Annotated in this window: 21 protein-coding genes; 9 read left to right on the forward strand and 12 right to left on the reverse strand. The window is 34.6% G+C overall.

Annotated features, from left to right (window positions below; genetic code table 11):
• Window positions 1–11 precede the first annotated feature (11 nt).
• The 3 genes from QWY90_RS01910 to aat all read left to right on the forward strand — a co-directional run bounded on the left by QWY90_RS01910 (window position 12) and on the right by aat (window position 2,059).
• A complete protein-coding gene (locus QWY90_RS01910; RefSeq protein WP_290284132.1) occupies window positions 12–887 on the forward strand; it encodes a flavin reductase family protein in 876 nt (291 codons plus the stop codon).
• A 2-nt stretch (window positions 888–889) separates the two neighbouring features.
• Window positions 890–1,264, forward strand: coding sequence for a DUF3127 domain-containing protein (locus tag QWY90_RS01915; protein ID WP_290284133.1), 375 nt, complete (start codon window positions 890–892; stop codon window positions 1,262–1,264).
• 117 nt (window positions 1,265–1,381) lie between these two features.
• The gene (aat, locus tag QWY90_RS01920; RefSeq protein WP_290284134.1) at window positions 1,382–2,059 is read left to right on the forward strand and encodes a leucyl/phenylalanyl-tRNA--protein transferase; all 678 of its coding nucleotides are present in this window, start codon (window positions 1,382–1,384) and stop codon (window positions 2,057–2,059) included.
• On the opposite strand, the gene QWY90_RS01925 is transcribed toward aat, so the two are convergent.
• Together QWY90_RS01925 and QWY90_RS01930 are read right to left on the reverse strand one after the other, a co-directional pair.
• Window positions 2,022–2,582: a DNA-3-methyladenine glycosylase I gene (locus QWY90_RS01925; RefSeq protein WP_290284135.1), complete on the reverse strand. Its 561-nt coding sequence runs from the start codon at window positions 2,580–2,582 to the stop codon at window positions 2,022–2,024. The genes aat and QWY90_RS01925 overlap by 38 nt on opposite strands.
• On the reverse strand, window positions 2,572–3,222 hold the full coding sequence (locus QWY90_RS01930) for a queuosine precursor transporter (RefSeq protein WP_290284136.1): 651 nt from the start codon (window positions 3,220–3,222) through the stop codon (window positions 2,572–2,574). Before QWY90_RS01930 ends, QWY90_RS01925 begins: the two co-directional genes overlap by 11 nt.
• Before the next feature lie 104 nt (window positions 3,223–3,326).
• On the opposite strand from QWY90_RS01930, the gene QWY90_RS01935 reads away from it, so the two are divergent.
• On the forward strand, window positions 3,327–5,444 hold the full coding sequence (locus QWY90_RS01935) for a M3 family metallopeptidase (protein WP_290284137.1): 2,118 nt from the start codon (window positions 3,327–3,329) through the stop codon (window positions 5,442–5,444).
• A 58-nt stretch (window positions 5,445–5,502) separates the two neighbouring features.
• Here QWY90_RS01935 and tsf read toward each other — a convergent pair whose 3' ends face one another.
• The 4 genes from tsf to rplM all read right to left on the reverse strand — a co-directional run bounded on the left by tsf (window position 5,503) and on the right by rplM (window position 8,381).
• Entirely contained in the window at window positions 5,503–6,333 is an 831-nt protein-coding gene (gene tsf / locus QWY90_RS01940) for a translation elongation factor Ts (protein WP_290284138.1), read from the reverse strand.
• 114 nt (window positions 6,334–6,447) lie between these two features.
• Window positions 6,448–7,344 carry a 30S ribosomal protein S2 gene (rpsB, locus tag QWY90_RS01945; protein ID WP_290284139.1) on the reverse strand — a complete coding sequence of 299 codons (897 nt, stop codon included), beginning with the start codon at window positions 7,342–7,344 and terminating at the stop codon, window positions 6,448–6,450.
• Window positions 7,345–7,539: 195 nt separating this feature from the next.
• Window positions 7,540–7,926: a 30S ribosomal protein S9 gene (gene rpsI, locus QWY90_RS01950; RefSeq protein ID WP_290284140.1), complete on the reverse strand. Its 387-nt coding sequence runs from the start codon at window positions 7,924–7,926 to the stop codon at window positions 7,540–7,542.
• A complete protein-coding gene (gene rplM / locus QWY90_RS01955) occupies window positions 7,926–8,381 on the reverse strand; it encodes a 50S ribosomal protein L13 (protein WP_290284141.1) in 456 nt (151 codons plus the stop codon). Before rplM ends, rpsI begins: the two co-directional genes overlap by 1 nt.
• Window positions 8,382–8,652: 271 nt before the next feature.
• Here rplM and QWY90_RS01960 point away from each other — a divergent pair, with 271 nt between their 5' ends.
• Both QWY90_RS01960 and QWY90_RS01965 read left to right on the forward strand, forming a co-directional pair.
• Window positions 8,653–9,675 carry a LacI family DNA-binding transcriptional regulator gene (locus tag QWY90_RS01960; protein ID WP_290284142.1) on the forward strand — a complete coding sequence of 341 codons (1,023 nt, stop codon included), beginning with the start codon at window positions 8,653–8,655 and terminating at the stop codon, window positions 9,673–9,675.
• Window positions 9,676–9,798: 123 nt separating this feature from the next.
• On the forward strand, window positions 9,799–10,398 hold the full coding sequence (locus tag QWY90_RS01965; protein ID WP_290284143.1) for a T9SS type A sorting domain-containing protein: 600 nt from the start codon (window positions 9,799–9,801) through the stop codon (window positions 10,396–10,398).
• Window positions 10,399–10,439: 41 nt separating this feature from the next.
• On the opposite strand, the gene polA is transcribed toward QWY90_RS01965, so the two are convergent.
• Window positions 10,440–13,304, reverse strand: a complete 2,865-nt coding sequence (polA, locus tag QWY90_RS01970) for a DNA polymerase I (protein WP_290286916.1) — start codon at window positions 13,302–13,304, stop codon at window positions 10,440–10,442.
• A 166-nt stretch (window positions 13,305–13,470) separates the two neighbouring features.
• On the opposite strand from polA, the gene QWY90_RS01975 reads away from it, so the two are divergent.
• Both QWY90_RS01975 and QWY90_RS01980 read left to right on the forward strand, forming a co-directional pair.
• Entirely contained in the window at window positions 13,471–14,703 is a 1,233-nt protein-coding gene (locus tag QWY90_RS01975; RefSeq protein WP_290284144.1) for a metallophosphoesterase, read from the forward strand.
• Window positions 14,704–14,778: 75 nt separating this feature from the next.
• Complete coding sequence (locus tag QWY90_RS01980) at window positions 14,779–15,075, forward strand: thioredoxin family protein (protein WP_136150834.1); 297 nt, start codon at window positions 14,779–14,781, stop codon at window positions 15,073–15,075.
• A 139-nt stretch (window positions 15,076–15,214) separates the two neighbouring features.
• Here QWY90_RS01980 and QWY90_RS01985 read toward each other — a convergent pair whose 3' ends face one another.
• From QWY90_RS01985 to QWY90_RS01995, 3 genes are all read right to left on the reverse strand, one after another.
• Complete coding sequence (locus QWY90_RS01985) at window positions 15,215–15,652, reverse strand: SRPBCC domain-containing protein (RefSeq protein WP_290284145.1); 438 nt, start codon at window positions 15,650–15,652, stop codon at window positions 15,215–15,217.
• Window positions 15,653–15,730: 78 nt separating this feature from the next.
• Window positions 15,731–16,405 carry a hypothetical protein gene (locus QWY90_RS01990; RefSeq protein WP_290284146.1) on the reverse strand — a complete coding sequence of 225 codons (675 nt, stop codon included), beginning with the start codon at window positions 16,403–16,405 and terminating at the stop codon, window positions 15,731–15,733.
• 82 nt (window positions 16,406–16,487) lie between these two features.
• Window positions 16,488–17,048, reverse strand: coding sequence for a Crp/Fnr family transcriptional regulator (locus QWY90_RS01995; RefSeq protein WP_290284147.1), 561 nt, complete (start codon window positions 17,046–17,048; stop codon window positions 16,488–16,490).
• A 227-nt stretch (window positions 17,049–17,275) separates the two neighbouring features.
• Here QWY90_RS01995 and QWY90_RS02000 point away from each other — a divergent pair, with 227 nt between their 5' ends.
• Window positions 17,276–17,809 (forward strand): helix-turn-helix domain-containing protein, encoded by a 534-nt coding sequence (locus QWY90_RS02000; protein ID WP_290284148.1) that lies wholly within the window; start codon window positions 17,276–17,278, stop codon window positions 17,807–17,809.
• A gap of 5 nt (window positions 17,810–17,814) precedes the next feature.
• On the opposite strand, the gene QWY90_RS02005 is transcribed toward QWY90_RS02000, so the two are convergent.
• On the reverse strand, window positions 17,815–18,477 hold the full coding sequence (locus QWY90_RS02005) for a polysaccharide deacetylase family protein (protein ID WP_290284149.1): 663 nt from the start codon (window positions 18,475–18,477) through the stop codon (window positions 17,815–17,817).
• A 72-nt stretch (window positions 18,478–18,549) separates the two neighbouring features.
• Window positions 18,550–21,828 carry a glycosyltransferase family 117 protein gene (locus QWY90_RS02010; protein ID WP_290284150.1) on the reverse strand — a complete coding sequence of 1,093 codons (3,279 nt, stop codon included), beginning with the start codon at window positions 21,826–21,828 and terminating at the stop codon, window positions 18,550–18,552.
• Window positions 21,829–21,904: the final 76 nt, after the last annotated feature.

A 21,904-nucleotide genomic window follows, 5' to 3' on the forward strand; every position in this document is an offset into this window, starting at 1 on the left:
AGCTAAATACAATGCTCAGTTTCGAACCACACACACTTTCTCCGGCGCAATTGCAAGGCTATTTACAAAGCGCGGTAGCACCAAGACCAATTGCTTTTGCAAGTACGATAGACAAAAATGGGAAACCTAATTTGTCGCCTTTCAGTTTCTTCAATGTGTTTAGTTCTAATCCGCCAATTTTGGTTTTTTCACCAGCCAGACGCGTTCGAAATAATACCATTAAACATACTTTGGAAAACTGTGAAGCCACTAAAGAGGTAGTAATTAATGTGGTGAATTATGCTATTGTCCAACAAGCATCATTATCAAGTACGGAATATCCGGATGGTGTAAATGAGTTTTTGAAATCGGGTTTAACGATGTTGCCTTCGGATATGGTAAAACCGTATCGTGTTGCCGAAAGTCCGGTGCAAATGGAATGCAAAGTGAACGAAATTATAGCCTTAGGAAATCAAGGTGGAGCTGGAAATTTGATTATCTGTGAAGTCATAAAAATTCATATCCACGAAAACATATTGGATGACAAGAATATGATTGACCAAAGTAAAATTGATTTGGTTTCCCGTCTCGGCGGGAATTGGTATTCGCGTTCCAATCAAGGTCTTTTTGAAGTTGAAAAGCCCATAACAACACTGGGAATAGGAGTGGATATGATTCCGGATTTTGTTAAAAAAAGCCCTGTTTTTGACGGGAATGATTTAGGTAAATTAGGTAATGTAGAAGCATTGCCAACACAAGAAGAAATTACTATATTTGTAAAGCAAAATTTTGCTGTAAAAGGTGTTTTGAGTTCGGATGATGCAATGAAAATCCACCAAAAAGCAAAAGAATATTTAAATAATAATGAAGCGCTTTCGGCTTGGAAAGTGCTTTTAGCAAAACAATAATTATGGAAGTTACGGGGAAAATTAAAGTGATTAACGCTGAGCAACAAGTGAGCGCCAGCTTTAAAAAAAGAGAATTGGTTGTGGCAACAGAAGAGCAGTATCCACAGTTTATCAGCATCAACTTTGTGCAGGACAAATGCGATTTATTGAATAATTACAATGTGGGTGATGCCGTAAAGGTGTCAATCAATTTGAGAGGAAGAGAATGGGTTAACCCACAAGGAGAAACCAAATATTTCAACGATATTCAAGGTTGGAGAGTTGAAAAACTACAAGCAGAAGCTCCAGCAGCTGGAATGGCGCCAATGCCTCCGGCAGAAGCCTTTGCTCCAGCAACTAACTTCAATGAAGAAGAGCACGACGATTTGCCATTCTAGAAAATAGAGCAAAGAAGAAAGAAGAAAGACCATTCCAACAATTATAATGTGTGAATGGTTTTTTTAATTAAATTTTCTTGCTTCTTTTCTCTTGCTTCTTTACTCTATTCTCTCAAAATGTATTTCCTATCCAAAGATTTATATTTTCCGCCAGTCGACGAAGCTTCCATAGAAGGCATTCTTGCCATTGGGGGGGATTTGTCCGTGGAGCGATTAATACTTGCTTATCGTAAGGGAATTTTTCCTTGGTTTAATGAAGAAGAGCCAATTTTATGGTGGTCTCCGCCAGAGAGAATGGTGGTTGTTCCTTCCATTTATAAAGTTTCAAAAAGTATCCGGAATCTACTCAATCAAAATAAATTTAGCGTTACGTTTAATCAAAACTTTAGTGAAGTAATTCTCGGCTGTCAGCAAATCGAACGCCCTGGTCAAGATGGAACCTGGCTTTCTGATGATTTTATAGATTCCTATTCTAAACTTCATCAAATGGGAATAGCAAAATCGGTTGAGGTTTGGCAAAACGATGAATTGGTAGGCGGATTATACGGTATCGATTTAGGACATATTTTCTGTGGTGAAAGCATGTTCTCTAAAGTCCCGAATGCAAGCAAAATTGCGTTTGTGACTTTGATTCAATATCTAAAAGAAAACAATTACAAACTCTTGGATTGTCAAGTTCACAACGACCATTTGGAAAAACTTGGCGCTTTTGAAGTTTCGAGAGAAGTGTTTATGAGGGTTTTAGAATCTCAAGCAATTAATTTCGCTTCCAACAAGTTGAAACATGGTCATTAACCATTCCGGTTGCTTGCATGTGGGCATACACAACGGTTGAACCTACAAATTTAAATCCTCGCTTTTTTAAGTCTTTGCTTATGTTATCTGAAAGTGGTGTTGACGCCTGAACATCACTCATTTTTTTGATATTATTATGGATAGGTTTTCCGCCCGTAAAACCCCAAATGTAGTTGGAGAAAGTTCCAAATTCTTTCTGAACTTCCATAAAGGCTATTGCATTGGAAATGGTTCCTCTAACCTTTAATTTATTTCGAATAATTCCAGCATCTTGCAATAATTCTTGAACTTTATCTTCATCATATTGAGCTACTTTTTTATAATCGAAATTATCAAAAGCATTTCTGAAATTGTCTCGTTTTTTCAAAATCGTATACCAACTTAAACCTGCCTGAAAAGTTTCCAAAACCAAAAATTCAAAAAGGGTGTCATCGTCATAAACAGGATTTCCCCATTCATTATCGTGATAATCTCGGTATAAATCGTCTTTTTCACACCAGGCGCAGCGTATTTTATTTTCCATCTTTAGCAATGTATTTATCAATTAAATTATGTCCCAAATAAATCATTGGTGTCATCAAAACAGCAATAGCAAGTTTAACCGAATAGCCAGTCATTGCCGAAAGTAAAAATGTTTTGGTGTCCATAATTCCGGGTAGCCAAAATGCAATTCCCAAAACAATAAAACTATCAAACAATTGTGATATCACTGTTGAACCGGTACTTCGCAACCAAATCATTTTGTGTCCCGTTTTTCTTTTGAAAAAATGGAAAATGCTTACGTCAATCAATTGCGAAATCAAAAAGGCCGTAATGCTTCCCACAATTATCAATTGACTTTGACCAAAAACGGCATTAAACTGCGAAGTTGAAACCGTGCTTATACCCGTCGATGGAATTTTCATTGCAAAAAATAATATGATAAATGTATAGGCAATTAAACAAGCCGTAATTATGGAAAGTTTGCGAACACCTTTTTCACCAAAATATTCGTTGATTAAATCGGTGGTAACAAAAACTATGGGCCAAGGCAAGATGCCAATACTCATTACAGCAGGGCCAACGTCTATTAGTTTTCCGCCGATAAGTTCTGCAACTACAGCATTGGTAATAAATATTCCGGCAAGAACTACATATACAATATCTTTTTTAGATTGAAACATAGGATGGTATTTTTCTCAAATTTATACAATTTTGGTTAATGATTATTATGTGGTGAGATGAATTGATTTTTCATTACTTTTGATAAAAAACAAACTGATTTATAATGAAAAAAATAATTTTAACTTTACTTATGATTGCCCCGACAGTTCTGATAAATGCGCAAGCAAATCGAAATGCCTTTTTAAATGATTGGACTGGACCTTACGGAGGTGTTCCTGCATTTACAGAGTATAAACTAAAAGATTTAAAGCCTGCTATTGAATTTGCTATTCAGGAAAAACTGAATGAAATTTCCAAAATCGCCAACAATCCAAAACCGGCAACTTTTACAAATACTATTGTAGCGCTTGAGAAAACAGGTAAAAAATTTAGTCAAATTTACGCTGTATTTGGAATTTATAGTTCCAATATGAACAGTCCGGAATTTGAGCCTATCGAAACCGAAATGACGCCTAAGTTTTCTGAAGTATCTAATAAAATTTATCAAAACGCGAAACTGTTTGCCAGAATTTCAAAGGTTTACAATTCGCCTTTAACAAAAAAACTAACGAAAGAACAACAACGTTTAGTTTGGTTGTATTATTCCAACTTTGTGCGTGAAGGTGCTAAGGCAGACGCAAAATCAAAACTTAGAATTGCTGCAATCAATCAGGAATTGGCAGGTTTGTTTACCAAGTTTAGCCAAAATCAGTTAGCAGATGAAAGCAATTATTATTTAGAATTAGAAACAGAAGCTGACTTTGATGGTTTGCCTGAAGAATTAAAAAATGCTGCTATGGCTGATGCCAAAGACAGAAAGCTGGATGTAATGGGTTGCATTGCCAATACACGTTCGTCTATTGAGCCGTTTTTGACGTTTTCAAACCGAAGAGATTTAAGAGAAAAAGCATTTCAGATTTTCACCAGTCGTGGCGATAATGATAATGCCAATAATAACAATAAGACTTTAGTTCAAATTTTAAAACTGCGTGCAGAGAAAGCTAAATTATTAGGTTTTAAAACTTTTGCCGATTGGAGTTTGTCCAATACCATGGCGCAAAAACCACAAAAAACATTAGATTTAATGATGTCAGTTTGGACACCAGCAGTTGAAAAAGTGCATGCGGATGTTGCTGATATGCAAAAAATGGTAGATGCTGAAGGTGGTAATTTCAAAATTGCTGCTTGGGACTATCGATATTATTCTGAAAAAGTTAGAAAGGCAAAATATGATTTAGACCAAAATGATTTAAAACCGTATTTACAACTAGAAAAATTGCGCGAAGGAATGTTTTGGGTTGCTGGAGAAATATTTCATTTAGGATTTAGACAAGTAACTAATGTTCCTGTTTTTCATCCTGATGTTAGAGTTTGGGAGGTTTACAACAAGAATACTAATAAAATAGTTGGCGTTTGGTATTTTGACCCTTATGCTCGCAAAGGAAAACGTTCAGGTGCTTGGATGAATGCCACTAGAGAGCAAAGTAGAGTGAATGGAGATGTGATTACGATTGTGTCTAACAATTGCAATTTTATTAAAGGTAAAGACGGAGAACCAATTTTGATTTCATGGGAAGATGCCAGTACATTATTCCATGAATTTGGACATGCCTTACACGGTTTGAATTCGAATGTGACATATCCAAGTGTATCGGGAACCAATGTGCCAAGAGATTATGTTGAGTTTCCTTCTCAAGTTATGGAACGTTGGTTAGCCACGCCACAAGTATTGAATCAGTTCGCGTTGCATTATAAAACAGGTGAACCAATGCCAATGTCTTTGGTAGAAAGAAATGACAAAGCAGCAACCTTTAACGAAGCATTTTCAACAGTTGAAACTATTGCAAGTGCTTTGGTAGACATGAAATTACATTTGTTAGAAAACCCAGATATTGACCCAAAACAATTTGAAAAAGAAACTTTAGATGCCTTAAAAATGCCAAAAGAAATCGTGATGCGTCACCGTATTCCACAGTTTGGGCATATATTTTCAGACGATGCTTATGCTGCTGGTTATTATGGTTATTTGTGGGCTGATGCTATTAGTGCCGATGCTACAGAGGCTTTTACCGAAACTAAAGACGGTTTATATAACAAGGAAGTGGCTAAAAAATTATATGATAATGTTTTCAGTATAGGAAATACTGTCGATCCTGCAATCGCCTATAAAAAATTCCGTGGTAGAGATGTGAATACCGATGCTTTAATGCGAGCAAGAGGTTTTGCAGTTCAGAAGAAATAATAATAAACAAAAAACCCGATTCAATTGAATCGGGTTTTTTTATTTTGTTTTGGATTGATTATCCTAAAGCAACTCTTCTGAAACCAGTTACAGTCAAACCTGCATCAACAGATTTAATGTAATTAGCAACGCTCATTGAGCTGTCTTTGATATAATCTTGGTTTACCAAAGTATTGTCTTTAAAGAAACGACCCAATTTACCCTTAGCGATATTTTCAATCATAGCTTCTGGTTTTCCTTCTTGACGTAGTAAATCTTTAGCGATTTCAATTTCTTTAGCGATAACGTCTGCATCAACTCCGGCTTCATTTAAAGCGATTGGAGACATAGCAGCAGCTTGCATTGCAACGTTTCTTGAAGCTTCTTCAGCACCAGCAACGTTAGCAGATAATGAAACTAAAGTAGCAATTTTGTTTCCAGCGTGGATATATGAACCAACAAAAGCACCAGACAATCTTTCGAAAGAAGCGATTTCAATTTTTTCTCCAATAACACCAGTTTGCTCAATTAATTTTTCAGCAACAGTAAGTCCGTTGAAATCTGCAGCTAAGAAAGCTTCTTTTGTATCAAAGTTCATAGCCAAGTTAGCTAAATCTGTAGCCAATTTTACGAAACCTTCATTTTTTCCAACGAAGTCAGTTTCGCAGTTTAATGTAATAACAACACCAGAAGTTTTGTCTGCATTTACAACAGCAATAGCTGCACCTTCAGTAGATTCTCTGTCTGAACGGTTAGCAGCAACTTTTTGACCTTTTTTTCTAAGGTTTTCAATTGCTAAATCAAAATCTCCTTCAGCTTCTACCAAAGCTTTTTTACAGTCCATCATTCCTGCACCGGTAATTGTTCTTAGTTTATTTACGTCTGCAGCAGTAATTGTGATTGTTGACATAATAATATTTCTTTTATAATTAATATTTCTTTTTTAATGAATTATGAGTTATAAATTATGAGTTATGAGTTTAATTCATAATTCATAATTTATAACTCATAATTTGTAACTGTTTTACTCTTCAGTCTTAGTTTCAGTAGCTTCAGCTTCTACTTCCGGAGTCGCTTCAACTTCAGCAGCTGGAGCTTCAACAACAGTAACTTCTTCTACTACTTCAGCAACAGGAGTTTCCACTTCAGCAGTAGCTTCTACTACCACTTCAGCAGCTGTAACTTCTTCAACAGCTTCAACTTCATGAGTATCATCACCTTCTTTATCAGAAGTTCTGTTAGCCAATCCGTCAATAACTGCAGCAGTTACTAAAGATAAAATTTTATCAATTGATTTAGAAGCATCATCATTGGCTGGAATAACGTAATCTACTTCACGCGGATCAGAGTTAGTATCAACCATTGCAAAAACTGGAATGTTTAATTTTTGTGCTTCTTTTATTGCGATGTGTTCTGCCTTAATATCCACTACAAATAATGCAGCAGGTAATCTTGACATATCAGCGATAGAACCTAAGTTCTTCTCTAATTTGGCACGAAGACGATCTACTTGAAGACGTTCTTTTTTAGACAATGTCATAAAAGTTCCGTCTTTCTTCATTTTATCAATAGTAGCCATTTTTTTAACAGCTTTACGGATAGTAACGAAGTTGGTTAACATACCACCAGGCCATCTTTCAGTGATGTACGGCATGTTACAAGCTAATGCTTTTTCAGCAACGATGTCTTTTGCTTGTTTTTTGGTAGCTACGAAAAGTATTTTTCTACCTGATGCTGCGATTTTTTTCATGGCTTCGTTAGCCTCTTCAATTTTTGCAGCGGTTTTATATAGATTGATAATGTGAATTCCATTACGTTCCATATAAATGTAAGGAGCCATGTTTGGATCCCACTTACGAGTCATGTGTCCAAAATGAACACCTGCTTCTAATAAATCTTTAACTTCAATTTTGTTTGCCATTGTGTAATAGTTTACGTTCCGTTTGATTAGCAATGCGTCACCTTTTTCGCTTCAAGACTTTTTGCTTTAAGACTTTGGACTGCATTTCGATGCTAAACTAATTCCCTTTTTACAAGGAATATCGACAACTTTGTTTTAAATTCTAATTTAATTGTAAAAAATAATCTGAAAAAATATTCTGGTAAATACCGAATATTAACGTTTCGAGAATTGGAATCTCTTTCTCGCTTTTTTCTGACCGAATTTTTTACGTTCTACCATTCTTGGATCTCTTGTTAGTAATCCTTCTGGTTTTAGGATAGCTCTGTTTTCAGCTTCCACTTCACACATTGCTCTTGCAATTGCCATTCTCACAGCTTCTGCTTGCCCTGTAGAACCACCACCGTATACATTTACTTTTACATCAAAGTTAGTTGCGTTTTCTGTCATAGACAATGGTTGCAACACTTTGTACTGTAAAGTAGCTGTTGGGAAGTAGTTGTTAAATTCTCTTTTGTTTACGGTAATTTTTCCAGTTCCTTCTGAAACATAAACACGTGCAACTGCACATTTTCTTCTACCGATTTTGTGAATAACTCCCATTATTTAAGATCGTTAAGGTTAACTGTTTTAGGTTTTTGAGCGCCTTGTTTGTGCTCAGTTCCTACAACAACATTTAAATTTCTGAAAAGTTCAGCACCTAATTTGTTTTTAGGTAACATTCCTTTAACAGCTTTTTCTACTAGTAATGCAGGATTTTTTTGTTGCAAAACTTTAGCAGTCAAACTTCTTTGCCCTCCTGGATAACCTGTGTGACGGATATACGTTTTCTCGTCAAGTTTGTTACCTGTAAGGTTGATTTTCTCTGCGTTGATAACAATTACGTTATCTCCACAGTCGACGTGAGGTGTATAACTTGGCTTGTATTTACCTCTTAAAAGCATCGCAACTTTTGAAGCAAAACGACCTAAGTTATGACCATCAGCATCTACAATGATCCACTCTTTAGTAACAGTGGCTTTGGTTGCAGATTGTGTCTTGTAGCTTAATGCGTCCATAATTTTATTTTAATTAAACATTCCATTCCCAATAAAGGGAGCGCAAAAGTACAATTATTTATTAATAAAGCAAATAGCAAAATTTAATTATTTTAATAAAACCCAAAAATTCTAATAAAATACTAATAATGAATGGACTTAACAGCTGATTAGCAGACAATTTATAGAACAAAACAACTCAGAATTATCTACATTTTGTGTTTAACTTTACTACTTGTATTATATTTTGCAGAAAAAATTTCACTATTTTTACATTTTTAAGACAATAATAATGAGATCGAAAGCCACATTAAAACAAATTGCAAAAGAGTTAGGAGTTTCTGTTTCGACAGTTTCAAAAGCGTTGAATGGAAGCCCTGAGATAAGCGAACCAACAAAGCAACGAGTTCAGGAATATGCGAAGTTGAAAAATTATAAACCCAATGTTATTGGACTCAATTTAAAAAACAGGAGAACCAAAACAATTGGCGTTATTATTCCAAATATTCTAAATTCATTTTTCGCCAAAGTTTTTAGTGGCATTGAAAAAGTAGCTGATGAAAAAGGATATAAAGTAATTACTTGTATTTCTAATGAGTCTTTAGAAAAAGAAATCAACGCACTCGAAATGTTGAGCAACGGAACTATTGATGGTTTTATTCTGTCAATTGCCGAAGAATCACAAATGTTGCAAAAATTCAATCATTTTACGACTATAATTAATGAAGGAACCCCAATTGTAATGTTTGACCGAATTGCGGATGAAGTAAATTGCGATAAGGTAATTGTTGATGACTTTGAATCAGCCATGAATGCAACAGAGCATTTAATCAAAACCGGTTGTAAAAAAATCGCACTATTATCAGCCATTGATAATTTAAGTGTTGGCAAATTAAGAGCACAAGGCTTTTATAAAGCGATGGAAAATAATGGACTCAAAGTAGACAATAATTTAGTTATCCTGACCAATAATAATGATGAATTCAATTCCAAAATTGGAGGATTTTTTATAAAAAACAAACCCGATGGCGTTTTTGCAGTCGATGAGCACGCATCAGTAACGGCTATGAAACTCGGAATCCAAAACGGCTATAAAATACCTCAAGATTTATCACTTATAGGTTTTGCTGATGGTGTTTGGTCACGAAGATTGACACCAAGTTTGTCAACAGTAAGCCAACACGGTCCTGAAATTGGTGAAGTGGCTGCGCAACTATTAATAGATAAATTAGAAAGTAAAGATGAAATAGTCACTTTTACTACAACTACTATAAAAACAGAGTTACGTCAGCGCGATTCAACTAAAAAATTGTAGAAACATTTACAAAGTTTTAAAAACAGGATGTTTACCTTTTGTCTACCTTAATTTTTTGATTGATACAGTAGCTTAAAATATATTTGTTAAGCTAAAATTATTCAACATAAAATTAAGTCATACATGAAAACAAGAACTTTACTTTCGCTATTACTGTTATCAATTAGTTTAACAGGTTTTTCAACAACTTTTACAATTACAAATTCAGGATTTACTTTTAGTCCTTCGACGTTAAACATTTCAGTTGGTGATAATGTGAATTTTGTTTTAGCAGGTTCTCACAATGCTTTAGAAATAAGTCAGGCTACATGGAATGCAAATGGGACAACTCCACTGGCTGGTGGTTTTCAAACCGCATTTGGAGGAGGTATAGTTTCTTCATCACAATTGACTGTTGGAACGCATTGGTATATTTGTGAAAATCATGCGGCTTCAGGAATGAAAGGGAGAATAATAGTAGGTTCTTTAGGTCTTCCTGAAAATCAATTGTTTACTAACATTTCTATTTTTCCAAACCCAACAAAAGATTTAATTACAATTAAAGTAAGCGATAAAGTTGCCGATTCGGCCTATAATATTGCTGACGCATCCGGAAGAGTGGTTTTGGCTGGTAAATTGAGTGATCTAACAACTTCAATTGACATCAGTCAGTTAACCAATGGGGTTTATTTCTTTCAACTAAATGAAAGAAGAAGACAAGCTGTAAAATTGATAAAGAATTAAATTGAAAAGAAGGCGTTTTGTAAGTAACAGCAGTTTCAAAATCAATGCGCTTCCAACCAATCTTTTCCAACTCCAATTTCAACATCTAAAGGGACATCTAGTTTAAAAGCGTTCTCCATTTCGTGCTTAATCATCGGTTGGATTTTTTCTAACTCCGAATTATGCACATCAAAAACCAATTCGTCATGTACTTGCAGAAGCATTTTTGATTTCCAGTTTTCAGCGTTTAGTTTTTTGTAGATATTAATCATTGCAATTTTGATGATATCAGCAGCAGAACCCTGAATCGGTGCATTCACAGCATTTCTTTCTGCACCACTTCTTACTATTGCATTGGCTGAATTGATGTCTTTCAAATAACGTCGTCTTCCTAAAACGGTTTGCACATAGCCATTTTCTCGGGCAAAATCCACCTGCTCCGACATATAGGATTTTAGTTTTGGATAGGTTTTGTAGTAGGCATCAATCAAAGCTGCACTTTCTGAACGAGATAACGAAGTCTGATTGCTCAAACCAAAAGCGGAAACACCATAAATGATTCCGAAGTTTACCGTTTTTGCATTGCTACGTTGCTCTTTGGTAACTTCTTCCAGCGGAACGTTGAATACTTTTGCAGCCGTACTTTTATGAATGTCTTCCTTGTTTTGAAATGCTTTTATCATGTTTTCTTCACCAGATAAAGCAGCGATAATTCGAAGTTCTATTTGAGAATAATCCGCAGAAAGCAAAGTATAATTTTCATCACGGGCAATGAATGCTTTTCTGATTAATCGTCCTCGTTCGGTACGAATTGGAATATTCTGCAAATTTGGATTATTCGAACTCAAACGACCAGTTGCCGCAACCGTTTGCATATAATCCGTGTGTACTCTTTGCGTTTTTTTATCAACCTGATTTGGCAATGCATCTATGTAAGTGCTTTGTAATTTCACCATTTGACGCCATTCCAAAATATCTTTTACAATCGGATTATCATTTGCCAAATAACTCAACACTTCTTCACCAGTCGCATATTGGCCTGTTTTGGTTTTCTTTTGTTTGGCTCCGCCAATTTTTAGTTTGTCGAATAAGATATCGCCGAGTTGCTTTGGTGAAGCTAAATTGAATTTTTCACCAGCCGTTTCATAGATTTTTTGTTCAAACTCGTTAATGTCTTTTTGCATGTCAACCGACATTTTTTTTAGATATTCTTCATCCAAATTGATGCCTTCCATTTCCATTGCAGCTAAAACCGGAATCAACGGAATTTCGATTTCCTCAAACAATTTTTTCGTTTCGGCTTTGTCCAAAATCGGACTAAAGACTTCTTTTAATTGAAGTGTAATATCAGCATCTTCAGCAGCATATTCTTTAATATCTTCTAACGGCACATCGCGCATTGATAATTGGTTTTTACTTTTTTTGCCAATTAAGGTTTCAATTGATTTTGGCGAATATTTTAAATACGTTTCACTCAAAACATCCATATTGTGACGCATATCCGGATTAATCAGATAATGTGCAATCATGGTGTCGAATAATTTTCCTTTGATTTGAATGCTGTATTTCGACAACACTTTCAAATCGTATTTGACGTTTTGTCCAATCTTTTCAATGGTTTCGCTTTCGAAAAACGGTTTGAATTTATCAACTAAAGCTTGAGCTTCTTCTTGATTTTCTGATACCGGAACATAAAATGCTTTTCCTTTCGCCCAGGCGAATGACATTCCGACTAACTCGGCATTCAAAGCATCAATTCCGGTAGTTTCAGTGTCAAAACAAACCGAAGATTGATTCATCAGGTTTTGCAGAAACAATTTTGTTCCTAATTCACCTTGAACAACTTGGTATAAATGTTCGGTGGTTTCTAATGTGGCATAATACGAATGTGGTTTTGGCTCATCGCTTTCATCATCTGAAAAACCAAATAAATCGAATTGATTTTCATTTTTTGGAGTGGTTGCTTTTTTGGCAGGTTTCGGAGTTTCATTTGAAGTTTCTGTGCCATTGCCATTGGTTTCAATTTCATCAAATTCTTTTCCGGTTCCGAACCATTTGTCGAATTGTGCTTTCATTTGACGGAATTCCAATTCGTGAAATAATGCATCCGTCTTTTCAACATCGGGTTTTGACAATTCATAATCTGTAGCATCAAAAGTTACTGGGCAATCCAGCATAATTCGGGCTAGTTTTTTGGATAAAAGTCCTAGTTCTTTATTATTTTCGATTTTGTCTTTCAGAGCACCTTTTAGTTTATCAGTATTTTCTAAAAGATTTTCCATCGAACCGAATTCTTTCAGCAATTTTTTGGCAGTAACTTCTCCAACGCCAGGGAAACCGGGAATATTATCGGCAGTATCACCCATCATTCCCAGAAAATCAATTACCTGTTCAGGATGTTCAATTTCGAATTTGGCTAATACTTCCGGGATTCCCCAAATTTCAATATCATTACCCATTCTGGCAGGTTTGTACATAAAAATATTTTCGGAAACCAATTGTGCAAAATCTTTATCTGGAGTAACCATAAAAACCTGAAAATTTTCTTTTTCGGCTTGTTTTGCTAAGGTTCCAATTAAATCATCGGCTTCAAATCCTGCTTTTTCTATAATTGGAATATGCATCGCTTTTAATAATTCCTGAATATACGGAACGGCAATTTTGATAGCTTCCGGCGTTTCATCGCGATGTGCTTTGTATTCCTTATACATTTCATAACGATAATCGCTTCCGCCTTTATCAAAAGCAACGGCTAAATGATCCGGTTTTTCACGTTTGATGACATCCATTAAGGCGTTCATGAAACCCATAATTGCCGAAGTATCCATTCCTTTTGAATTGATACGTGGATTTTTTATAAAAGCATAATACCCACGAAAAATTAAGGCGTAAGCATCAAGAAGGAAAAGGCGTTTTTGTGACATAATTTAAAATAGGATTAGAATCCAAAATAAATTTGGATCAAGTTGTAAAAATAGCTAAAGTTTCAAAAATGATCGATTGTTTTTCAACAGAAATTAAATCAATGTTAAAAAAGATTTAATAACATCAATAGCATTAACTTTCTTTGTTAATTTGTTAAAAAAATTAAAAATGGGTTTTCGCTTTCTAATTCTTTTCATAATCATTGCCATAGTTGAGCTGTATGCTTTTCAAGCCATAAAAACAGTTACTAAATCTAAATGGATTTTGATTAGCTATGCTATAGTTTCACTCTTAGCAATACTATTTATCACCTATGAATTACTAAAGTTTGATAGAAGTGTTGGACAAACTAAGACGACTTTGATTACTTTGGGATTGTTGCTTTTAGTTTTACTTCCAAAAATAGTGTTGACATTTGTAATGCTTTTGGAAGATGTTTTTCGTTTTTTAATGGGAACAGTTACCCATTTTATGGGACACAATTCTGATAGTTTTTTACCTGAAAGAAGAAAGTTTGTCAGTCAGGTTGCAATAGGATTAGCAGCAGTTCCGTTTCTTTCTTTGATTTACGGAATGACCATTGGCAAATACAATTTCAAAGTAATTCGACAAACCTTATTTTTCCCTGATTTACCCGATGCTTTTGACGGTTTTAAAATCACGCAAATTTCAGATGTTCACAGCGGAAGTTTTGATAACGAAGAAAAAATACGCTATGCTATTGATTTAATAAACGAGCAGGAAGCCGATTTGTTATTGTTTACTGGAGATATTGTTAATGCTAAAGCAGATGAAATGCATCCGTGGATTTACATTTTCAACGGCATAAAAAAATACGAATATGGCAAATATTCCATTTTGGGAAACCATGATTATGGCGCTTATTTGGATTGGAAATCGGAAAAAGCAAAAGCCGATAATTTTGCAGCCATCAAAGATTTACACCGTCAGATTAATTTTAAATTGATGTTGAATGAGCATGTAAAAATCAAAAAAGGGAATGATGAAATCGCTTTGATAGGTGTTGAAAACTGGGGAAAACATTTTGGAGAATTTGGCGATATAAACAAAGCATCTGAAAATTTAACGGCAGCCGATTTCAAAATCCTGATGAGTCATGACCCAAGTCATTGGGAATATATTGTAAAGCAACATCCGAAAAATATTCAGTTAACACTTTCTGGGCATACACACGGAATGCAGTTTGGAATAGAAATTCCAGGGTTTTTCAAATGGAGTTTGGCGCAATATATGTACAAACAGTGGGCAGGATTGTATGAAGAATTCGGAAGATATGTGTATGTTAATCGTGGATTTGGTTTTCATGCTTATCCTGGCAGGGTTGGAATCATGCCCGAAATAACGGTTTTCGAACTAAAAAAAGGGGAAAAAGTAGCATAATTAGTTAAAAATGCTACATTTGTGCTTTAATGTTACTTTCAAACTGTAATAAGTAAGTAAAAACGTTTTGGTTTTATGTCAAAATTTGGAGAATTAATCAATGCTCAAGTGCCTGTGTTAATTGATTTTTACACAGAGTGGAATGAATCTTCAGTCTCAATGCATCCAGTTATTAGAGATGTAGCAGCTGCGCTTGGCGATAGAGCAAAAGTGATAAAAATTGATGTAGATAAAAATCAGGAATTGGCCGATGCACTTCGCATCAAAGGATTGCCAACCCTGATGATTTACAAAGAAGGTCAAATGGTTTGGAGACAATCAGGAGAATTGGATGCCAATACTATTATTGGATTGGTTCAAGAGCAATTGTAGTCACTACACAACATTATAAAAAAGGCGAACCATTTATTTGGCTCGCCTTTTATTTTTTAGATAACTTAAAAAGCGCGTTTAGAAATTGGTAAAAATCACAAGTTATGCACTTGATATAAATACCTGTTAGGCGCTGTGTTTATTTTTGTTCTGCCAATTCTTTCAATTTACTGTTCATTGCTTCAAATCCTTTTTTCGTGTTATTGTCAAGTTGTTTTTTGAAAAGTGGAACAAGAATACCTTTAAATTTTTCACTTTGCTTAAAAGTTGTTGTTCCGTTTCCGTTGTCAATAAGTTCAAATTTATGTTCTCCATCAAAAAGCCCTGCAAGCAATAAATGTCCAAGCCATTTTAACTCCTTGTTAGTTTCATAGGTCAAAACTTTTGGTTTAAATGTCATTCCTTTTGCTTTTGGAGGTTCAATTCTTGCGGTTATTTTATTTCCAACTTTTACATCACCTATAATTGATTTTATAAACGGATTCCAATTCGGATAACTTTTGAAGTCAGTAAGAATAGCCCACACTTTTTCTGGCTTTGCGTTTATTACTATTTCTGTTTTTATTTCTTTTGCCATTGCTGTGTATTTTAAATTAGTTCTAATTAAATTCCATTTGTTTCTTTATAAGAGTAGATTGTTTTATTCGGATACTTCTTATTTTTTCTTTCTAATAGCAAAAGAATACCCAATACTTACGTTAAATACCCATGGTGTTGCGTTGAAACCTGGGTCTTGCGTTTTGATTTCCTCATTAGCTAAAGTATTTTTATTAAAGTAACTGAATTTATTCCCGACTAAAGTTGAAGCTACAGTAGGCCAATATCTAATGCTCGGTGAAATCATAATTCCTCTTAGATAGTATGATTTGTTCTTAAAAGGTTGATAGTTGCCATATACACCGATACCTAAACTCATGGTATTATAAGAGATAATTTGATTGCCATTATTTTGTGATTCGCCTTCATAATAATATTCAAAGCGATGCCATTTTGGTTCTACTCTAACGTTTATCCATTCTTTTACACGATAGCCTATTCCAAATCCGGTTGTCCAAGGAATATGAACTGCTATACCTTGTCTTTTTAGGTCAGTTGTTACCGTATTTCCAGAATAATCTAAAGAAACACCATGAGAGTAATCAAAAATAAATCGATTATAGATGTAGTTACCTTCTATATTGAAGCCTTTAGCTAAAAGAGGTTGTGTTAATCCAAACAGCACATTTATTTTTTTGTCTGTTTTCCATTCTTGCGCTTGTAAATCAAACATGTTTAAAGTCAACATAATGAGTAATGCTAATTTTACTGAGTTTTGAATTTTTGTAATCATGATTTTATTTGTTTTAAAATGATGATGCAAAATTCGCTCAGTAAAAAGTGCTACACATTCACATTTGTTAATAAATGCTATTTCACTTTCGTATTCGACTTAAGGATTGAGGTTTAATTCCCAAATAGGCTGCAATATGGTATTGAGGCACTCTTTTGATTAACTCCGGATAATCAGTCATAAACTTATAATACCGTTGTTTGGCATCCAGCGTAGTCAAATTATAGGTTTGTCGCGAAATGCGTATAAATGAAAGTTCAGTATAGTAACTTCTTAAAGCCATAAATTTGGGTTGAATAGCCAAAAGTTCATCCATTTTTATGTTTGACAAGGTAAATAAGCGGGTGTCTTCTAGCGCCTTTATATTCATATCTGAAGCAGAACCTGTTGTGTAACTTTTCAGGGAAACTACCCAATCATGTTCCAATGCAAAATCAGATGGGACTTCATTACCCTCTATAATTTTATAATACATCATTAAACCGCTCGTTAAATATCCGAATCTAGTACTTATTTGCCCTTCTTTTAAAAAATGTTCCCCTTTTGGAATTGTCTTTTCTTCTAACGCTTCAATAAAAAGCGTAATGTCTTCTTTAGAAAAATCCGTTATAGTATTTATTTCAGCTATTAATTTGTCAACCATTTTGTTCAAATTGCTTCCCTTTGTAGTGTATTATTCTCAAATGTAATTCTTTTTTTAAAATCATCAAATGGCCATTCAATTTGTTCCAGTGTATTTTTTAAATCAAGTTAAAAAAACTTTGGCAAAATTTTTGTTTAAAAAAGTGTCACATAAAGAAACGTCACAAAAATAAATGAGACAATAAAGTTTGCGACACTGAATTTAAATAGGATTTAATAAAAGAAACCATGAAAAGAAAGAATTATCGAGCCCAAACTGACAGAGAATCGTTGGGGCTTACACAGCAGGAAATCGCTTTAATATTAAATGTTAGCCGAAGTCATTTGTCCCACCACGAAGGGTTCAGAAGACATCTGCCTTCAGGCGCAGGATTAAGGTTAAGTGAAATGATCTTGTACATGCTCTCGCCAGAAGCCAAAACTTTTAAAGCCTTGGACAAAATCGAATGTGAGGATGATAAAACAAAAAACATACTTGAAAAAAGGATAAAGGAAAACGAATTTCAGCTGAGAGTCATTATGCGAAAAATAGAGACAGCACAGGCTAAATTTGATAAATGTAAGAACGCTATCCAGCTGATGTCCTTTTTAAATTCACCTGAAGAAGCCAAAAAAGCAGCAAAACCTGAAACTTTATCTTTAATAGAATCAGTAGCAATAATAAAATTCAAGAAAGCTAAATCAGAATTGAGTTTATTGTTAATAGACATGGAACTTTTGCAGCTGCAACAGGAATGTTATGTAAAAGCGCTAAAGAAATAGGAAATTTATAATGGAGTGCTTTCCGCAATTTTATCACAAACAAACCCTTTTTCATTCAAAAATGCTAAGGTTTTTGGTAAAGCATATTTGAGGTTTGGCGCTGCTTTGACACTATCGTGAAAAACAATAATGCTTCCGGGTGTTACATTTTTTAAAACATTATCCAAGCATTCTTCAGGAGTAATAGTTTGGTCAAAATCGCGACTCAACACATCCCACATTATTATTTTGTAACCTAGTTTTCTTAAAATTCTGGATTGCGAAGGTTTTATCTTCCCATAAGGCGGTCTGAATAAAGTTTTTTCTTGCCTCTTGCTTCTTGCTTCTTGCTTCTCCATAATCAAGGCACACTTTTTCACATTTTCAAAATAAATTTCATTTTGTGTTTTCCAGCCTTTCAAATGATTAAAAGTATGGTTTCCAATAGCATGATTGTCTCGAATTATTTTCTGAAAAATCTCCGGATGCTTTTCAATATTGTTGCCAATGCAGAAGAAAGTGGCTTTGGCATCGTATTGTTTTAATAGCTCGAGTGTCCATTCGGTAATTTCGGGTGTCGGACCGTCATCAAAGGTCAGGTATACTTTGTTTTCATGATTGGGAATGTCCCATACATAATTTGGAAAAATCTTTTTGACGAAGTAATTTGTTTTTACCCAGAAACTCATAGGCTAAATATAAAAAAAAATGTGTCAATAAGAAATCTTCAAATTGACACATCTTCAAATTTTCAAATGGATTTACTCTAAATCTCTTCCGAAACGACTAAATCTTTGAACCAAGGCGTTAAAGGCAGGTTTATTTTTGTTGTAAAAATCCATGTCTTTATGATCTTTCATAACGAGTAATAAACTTCTGTAGCGTTCAATATCTGTAATAATATCAGTGGCAATTCCATTTTGAATGGATGGCTGAACAGAAGAATAATACGTTAGACTTTGTTTGTATTTCGTCATTAAACGTTCTAATAATTTTTGGGCCTTTGCTTTTTCGCCCAGTTCATAATAGCCGCTGGCAAATGGTTCAACCATGGTATAATAGCCATAGTAATCCATTGGCATTTTAGTTAAAGCTAAATCAATGATTTTTTTGGCCTTTTCCATTTTGCCTTCGTTGATTAATTGTTCCATCAAACGAGCCATGTTGGTTCGGTAGGAAATGCTGTTTTTTCTGGTTTCAGGATCGTGATAAATAGTGGTTAAATCGCCATTACCCCAACTCCATTTCATTACGATATCATACATTTTATCGCTATCAATATCGCCCATGTCGTATGGATTTTCTTTATCGATAGGCGTTTTTATAGGCACTAATTTATAAACCAATCCATCCAACTGAAGATAATCTTTCATCCAAAGATAATCATCATCGCCAAAGCTTCCTCCGGTAAAATAAATTGGGCGTTTCCAGTCGTTATTTGCCAATACATCAAAAGCCATCAATCGATTTTTATATAAAGCACTTCCTTTAATGTCTAAATCGATGTAAGGAACAATCGAATCATAATATTTTGGATTAACAACCTTATTCTTGATGATGTTGTTTTTATCAATTGGGATTCTGATTTTATTGGTTGGATAAAAATGAATGGTTTGTCCGTTAGACATTTCAACCGTTGATTTTGGGTTTTTGATAAAATCAATCCAAGCTTTGATATCCCATCTTGCTTCTGTTTTTGGAATATGAGCCACGTAATCTAATTTATCCCCAACGTACTCGTTATGTTTAAACGATATTGGCAAACCATCAGATTTGTAAGTTTTAAATTTCATTTGGTCGATATACCAATCGGTCATAAATAATTGTGTATTCACAATTTTAATATCGGTTCTGATGCCTTCAATTTCCTGTGCGTACCAAAGCGGGAAAGTGTCATTATCGCCAATAGTATAAAGAATTGCGTTTTGGTCACAAGATTCGAGGTAATTCTTAGCCATGGCAATAGCCGTATATTTTTTGGCTCGACTGTGATCATCCCAGTTTTGAGATGCCATTAAAATAGGTGCCGCCAAAAGACAGGCTCCAATTACTATTGGTCCAACGAATTTCGATTTCACCTTTTCGGCTATTATTTCATAAATCGCATACACTCCAAAGCCAAGCCAAATCGCAAAAACATAAAATGAACCAACTAGTGCATAATCTCTTTCACGAGGTTCAAAAGGTCTTTCGTTTAAGAATATTTTTAAGGCAATACTGGTAAATAAAAACAAGGCTAACAATACATAAAAGCTTTTCAAATCTTTTTGTGCGTGGTACATTAATCCGATTAGTCCAATGAAGAACGGCAGGAAGTAATATAGGTTTCTGCCTTTGTTGTTTTTAACATCATCGGGAAGATTTTCCTGCGTTCCTTTACCTAGGTGGATTTCGTCAATAAATTTTATTCCGCTTAACCAGTTACCATCAAGATTATCGTATTTTCCTTGAACGTCATTTTGTCTTCCAACAAAATTCCACAGCAGATATCGGCCATACATATAGCCAAATTGGTATTCAATCATAAAACTTAAGTTGTCCCAAGTTGAAGGTTTTTCTACTATAATATAATCGCTGTATTTTTTTAGGAAAGAAACATAATCTTCGTTATCAATTTTTTTCTGAGCGTAAGCAGTTTTAAACTGCGAAACCGTTTTACTCATTTCATCTTTTAATTGACCAACTGCCATAGCAACCTGTTCTTCGCTCAAACTATCAATGTTAACACCATATTGTGCTAAGTCATCTTCATAGGGGTAATTTTGATTAAGTTCCATTTTTGGAACGCCTGTAAACTGAATATAATTCTCAACATGGTCTGTGCTCCAAAGACGAGGAAGAATTGCTTTTTGAGCATTATCGCTGTTTTGTTCGGCATTTTTGTAATTGTTTACAATAACATATTTTCCGGTTTTATAATCTCTTTCATAGTTGGGCGCTTTGTCTAAGTAAGGTTCGTCTTTATCTAAACCGGCAAAAGTGTCCGTGTATTGCGGGCCATAAAACAATGGATTTACACCATATTGTTCTCTGTTATAATACGCTAAAACTTCGGCAGCATCAGATGGTTTATTTTCATTGATAACCACATTCGCATTGGCGCGGATTGGCAGCAACGCCCATACAGAGAATCCGATAAGAACAAAAAGTACACACAATAAAGCAGTGTTGTAAAAAGGATGTCCTTTTGCTCGAGTGTATTTTAATCCAAAATAGAAAAAAGCTATAATTAGTAAAAGCGCAAAAATGGTTCCGGAGTTAAACGGTAAACCAAAGTCATTTACCATAAAGATTTCCATTTTTCCAAAGAATGCTAAAGTATAAGGTAATAATAATTTGAAAATGAATAATAAAATGGCAACGATTATAATGTTGGCAATGATAAAATTTTTAATGGTGATGGTTTTCCAATTCTTAAAATAATACAAAAACCCAATAGAAGGAATGGTTAGCAACGCCATAAAGTGCACCCCAAATGAAAGCCCGACAAGTAACGAAATTAACAACAACCAACGATTACCTCTTGGCGTATGCATATCTTGCTCCCAACGTAATCCAAGCCAAAACAATAAAGCAATAAATAACGAAGCCATAGCATATACCTCGGCTTCAACGGCACTTGACCAAAAACTATCAGAAAAAGTAAACGCTAAAGAGCCAACCAAAGAACTTCCCAGTATAACAATTGCTTTGTTTTTGTCTATTTCGGTATATTGAGAAATTATTTTTCTTAACAATATAGTCGATGACCAAAACATAAACAAAATAGTGAAGGCGCTTGAAAATACAGACAACATATTTACCATCAAGGCCACAGTTTCTTTGCTTGTAGCAAACATGGCAAAGAAAGCTCCCAGAATTTGGAATAAAGGTGCTCCGGGCGGATGACCAACTTCTAGTTTTGCTGAGGTTGAGATATATTCGCCACAATCCCAAAAGCTCATGGTAGGTTCAACAGTTAAAGAAAAGGTAATTAAAGCAATGGCAAATACGGTCCATCCTAAGATGGTGTTCCATTTGTTAAAGTTAAAATTCATCATATAGATATGAAATGAAATGGTTTTATTTAATGCTACAAAGAAACTATTTTTTTTAACGCAAGTAAACGCGCATTAA

It is taken from the genome of Flavobacterium paronense (assembly GCF_030409795.1).
Lineage (GTDB): Bacteria > Bacteroidota > Bacteroidia > Flavobacteriales > Flavobacteriaceae > Flavobacterium > Flavobacterium paronense.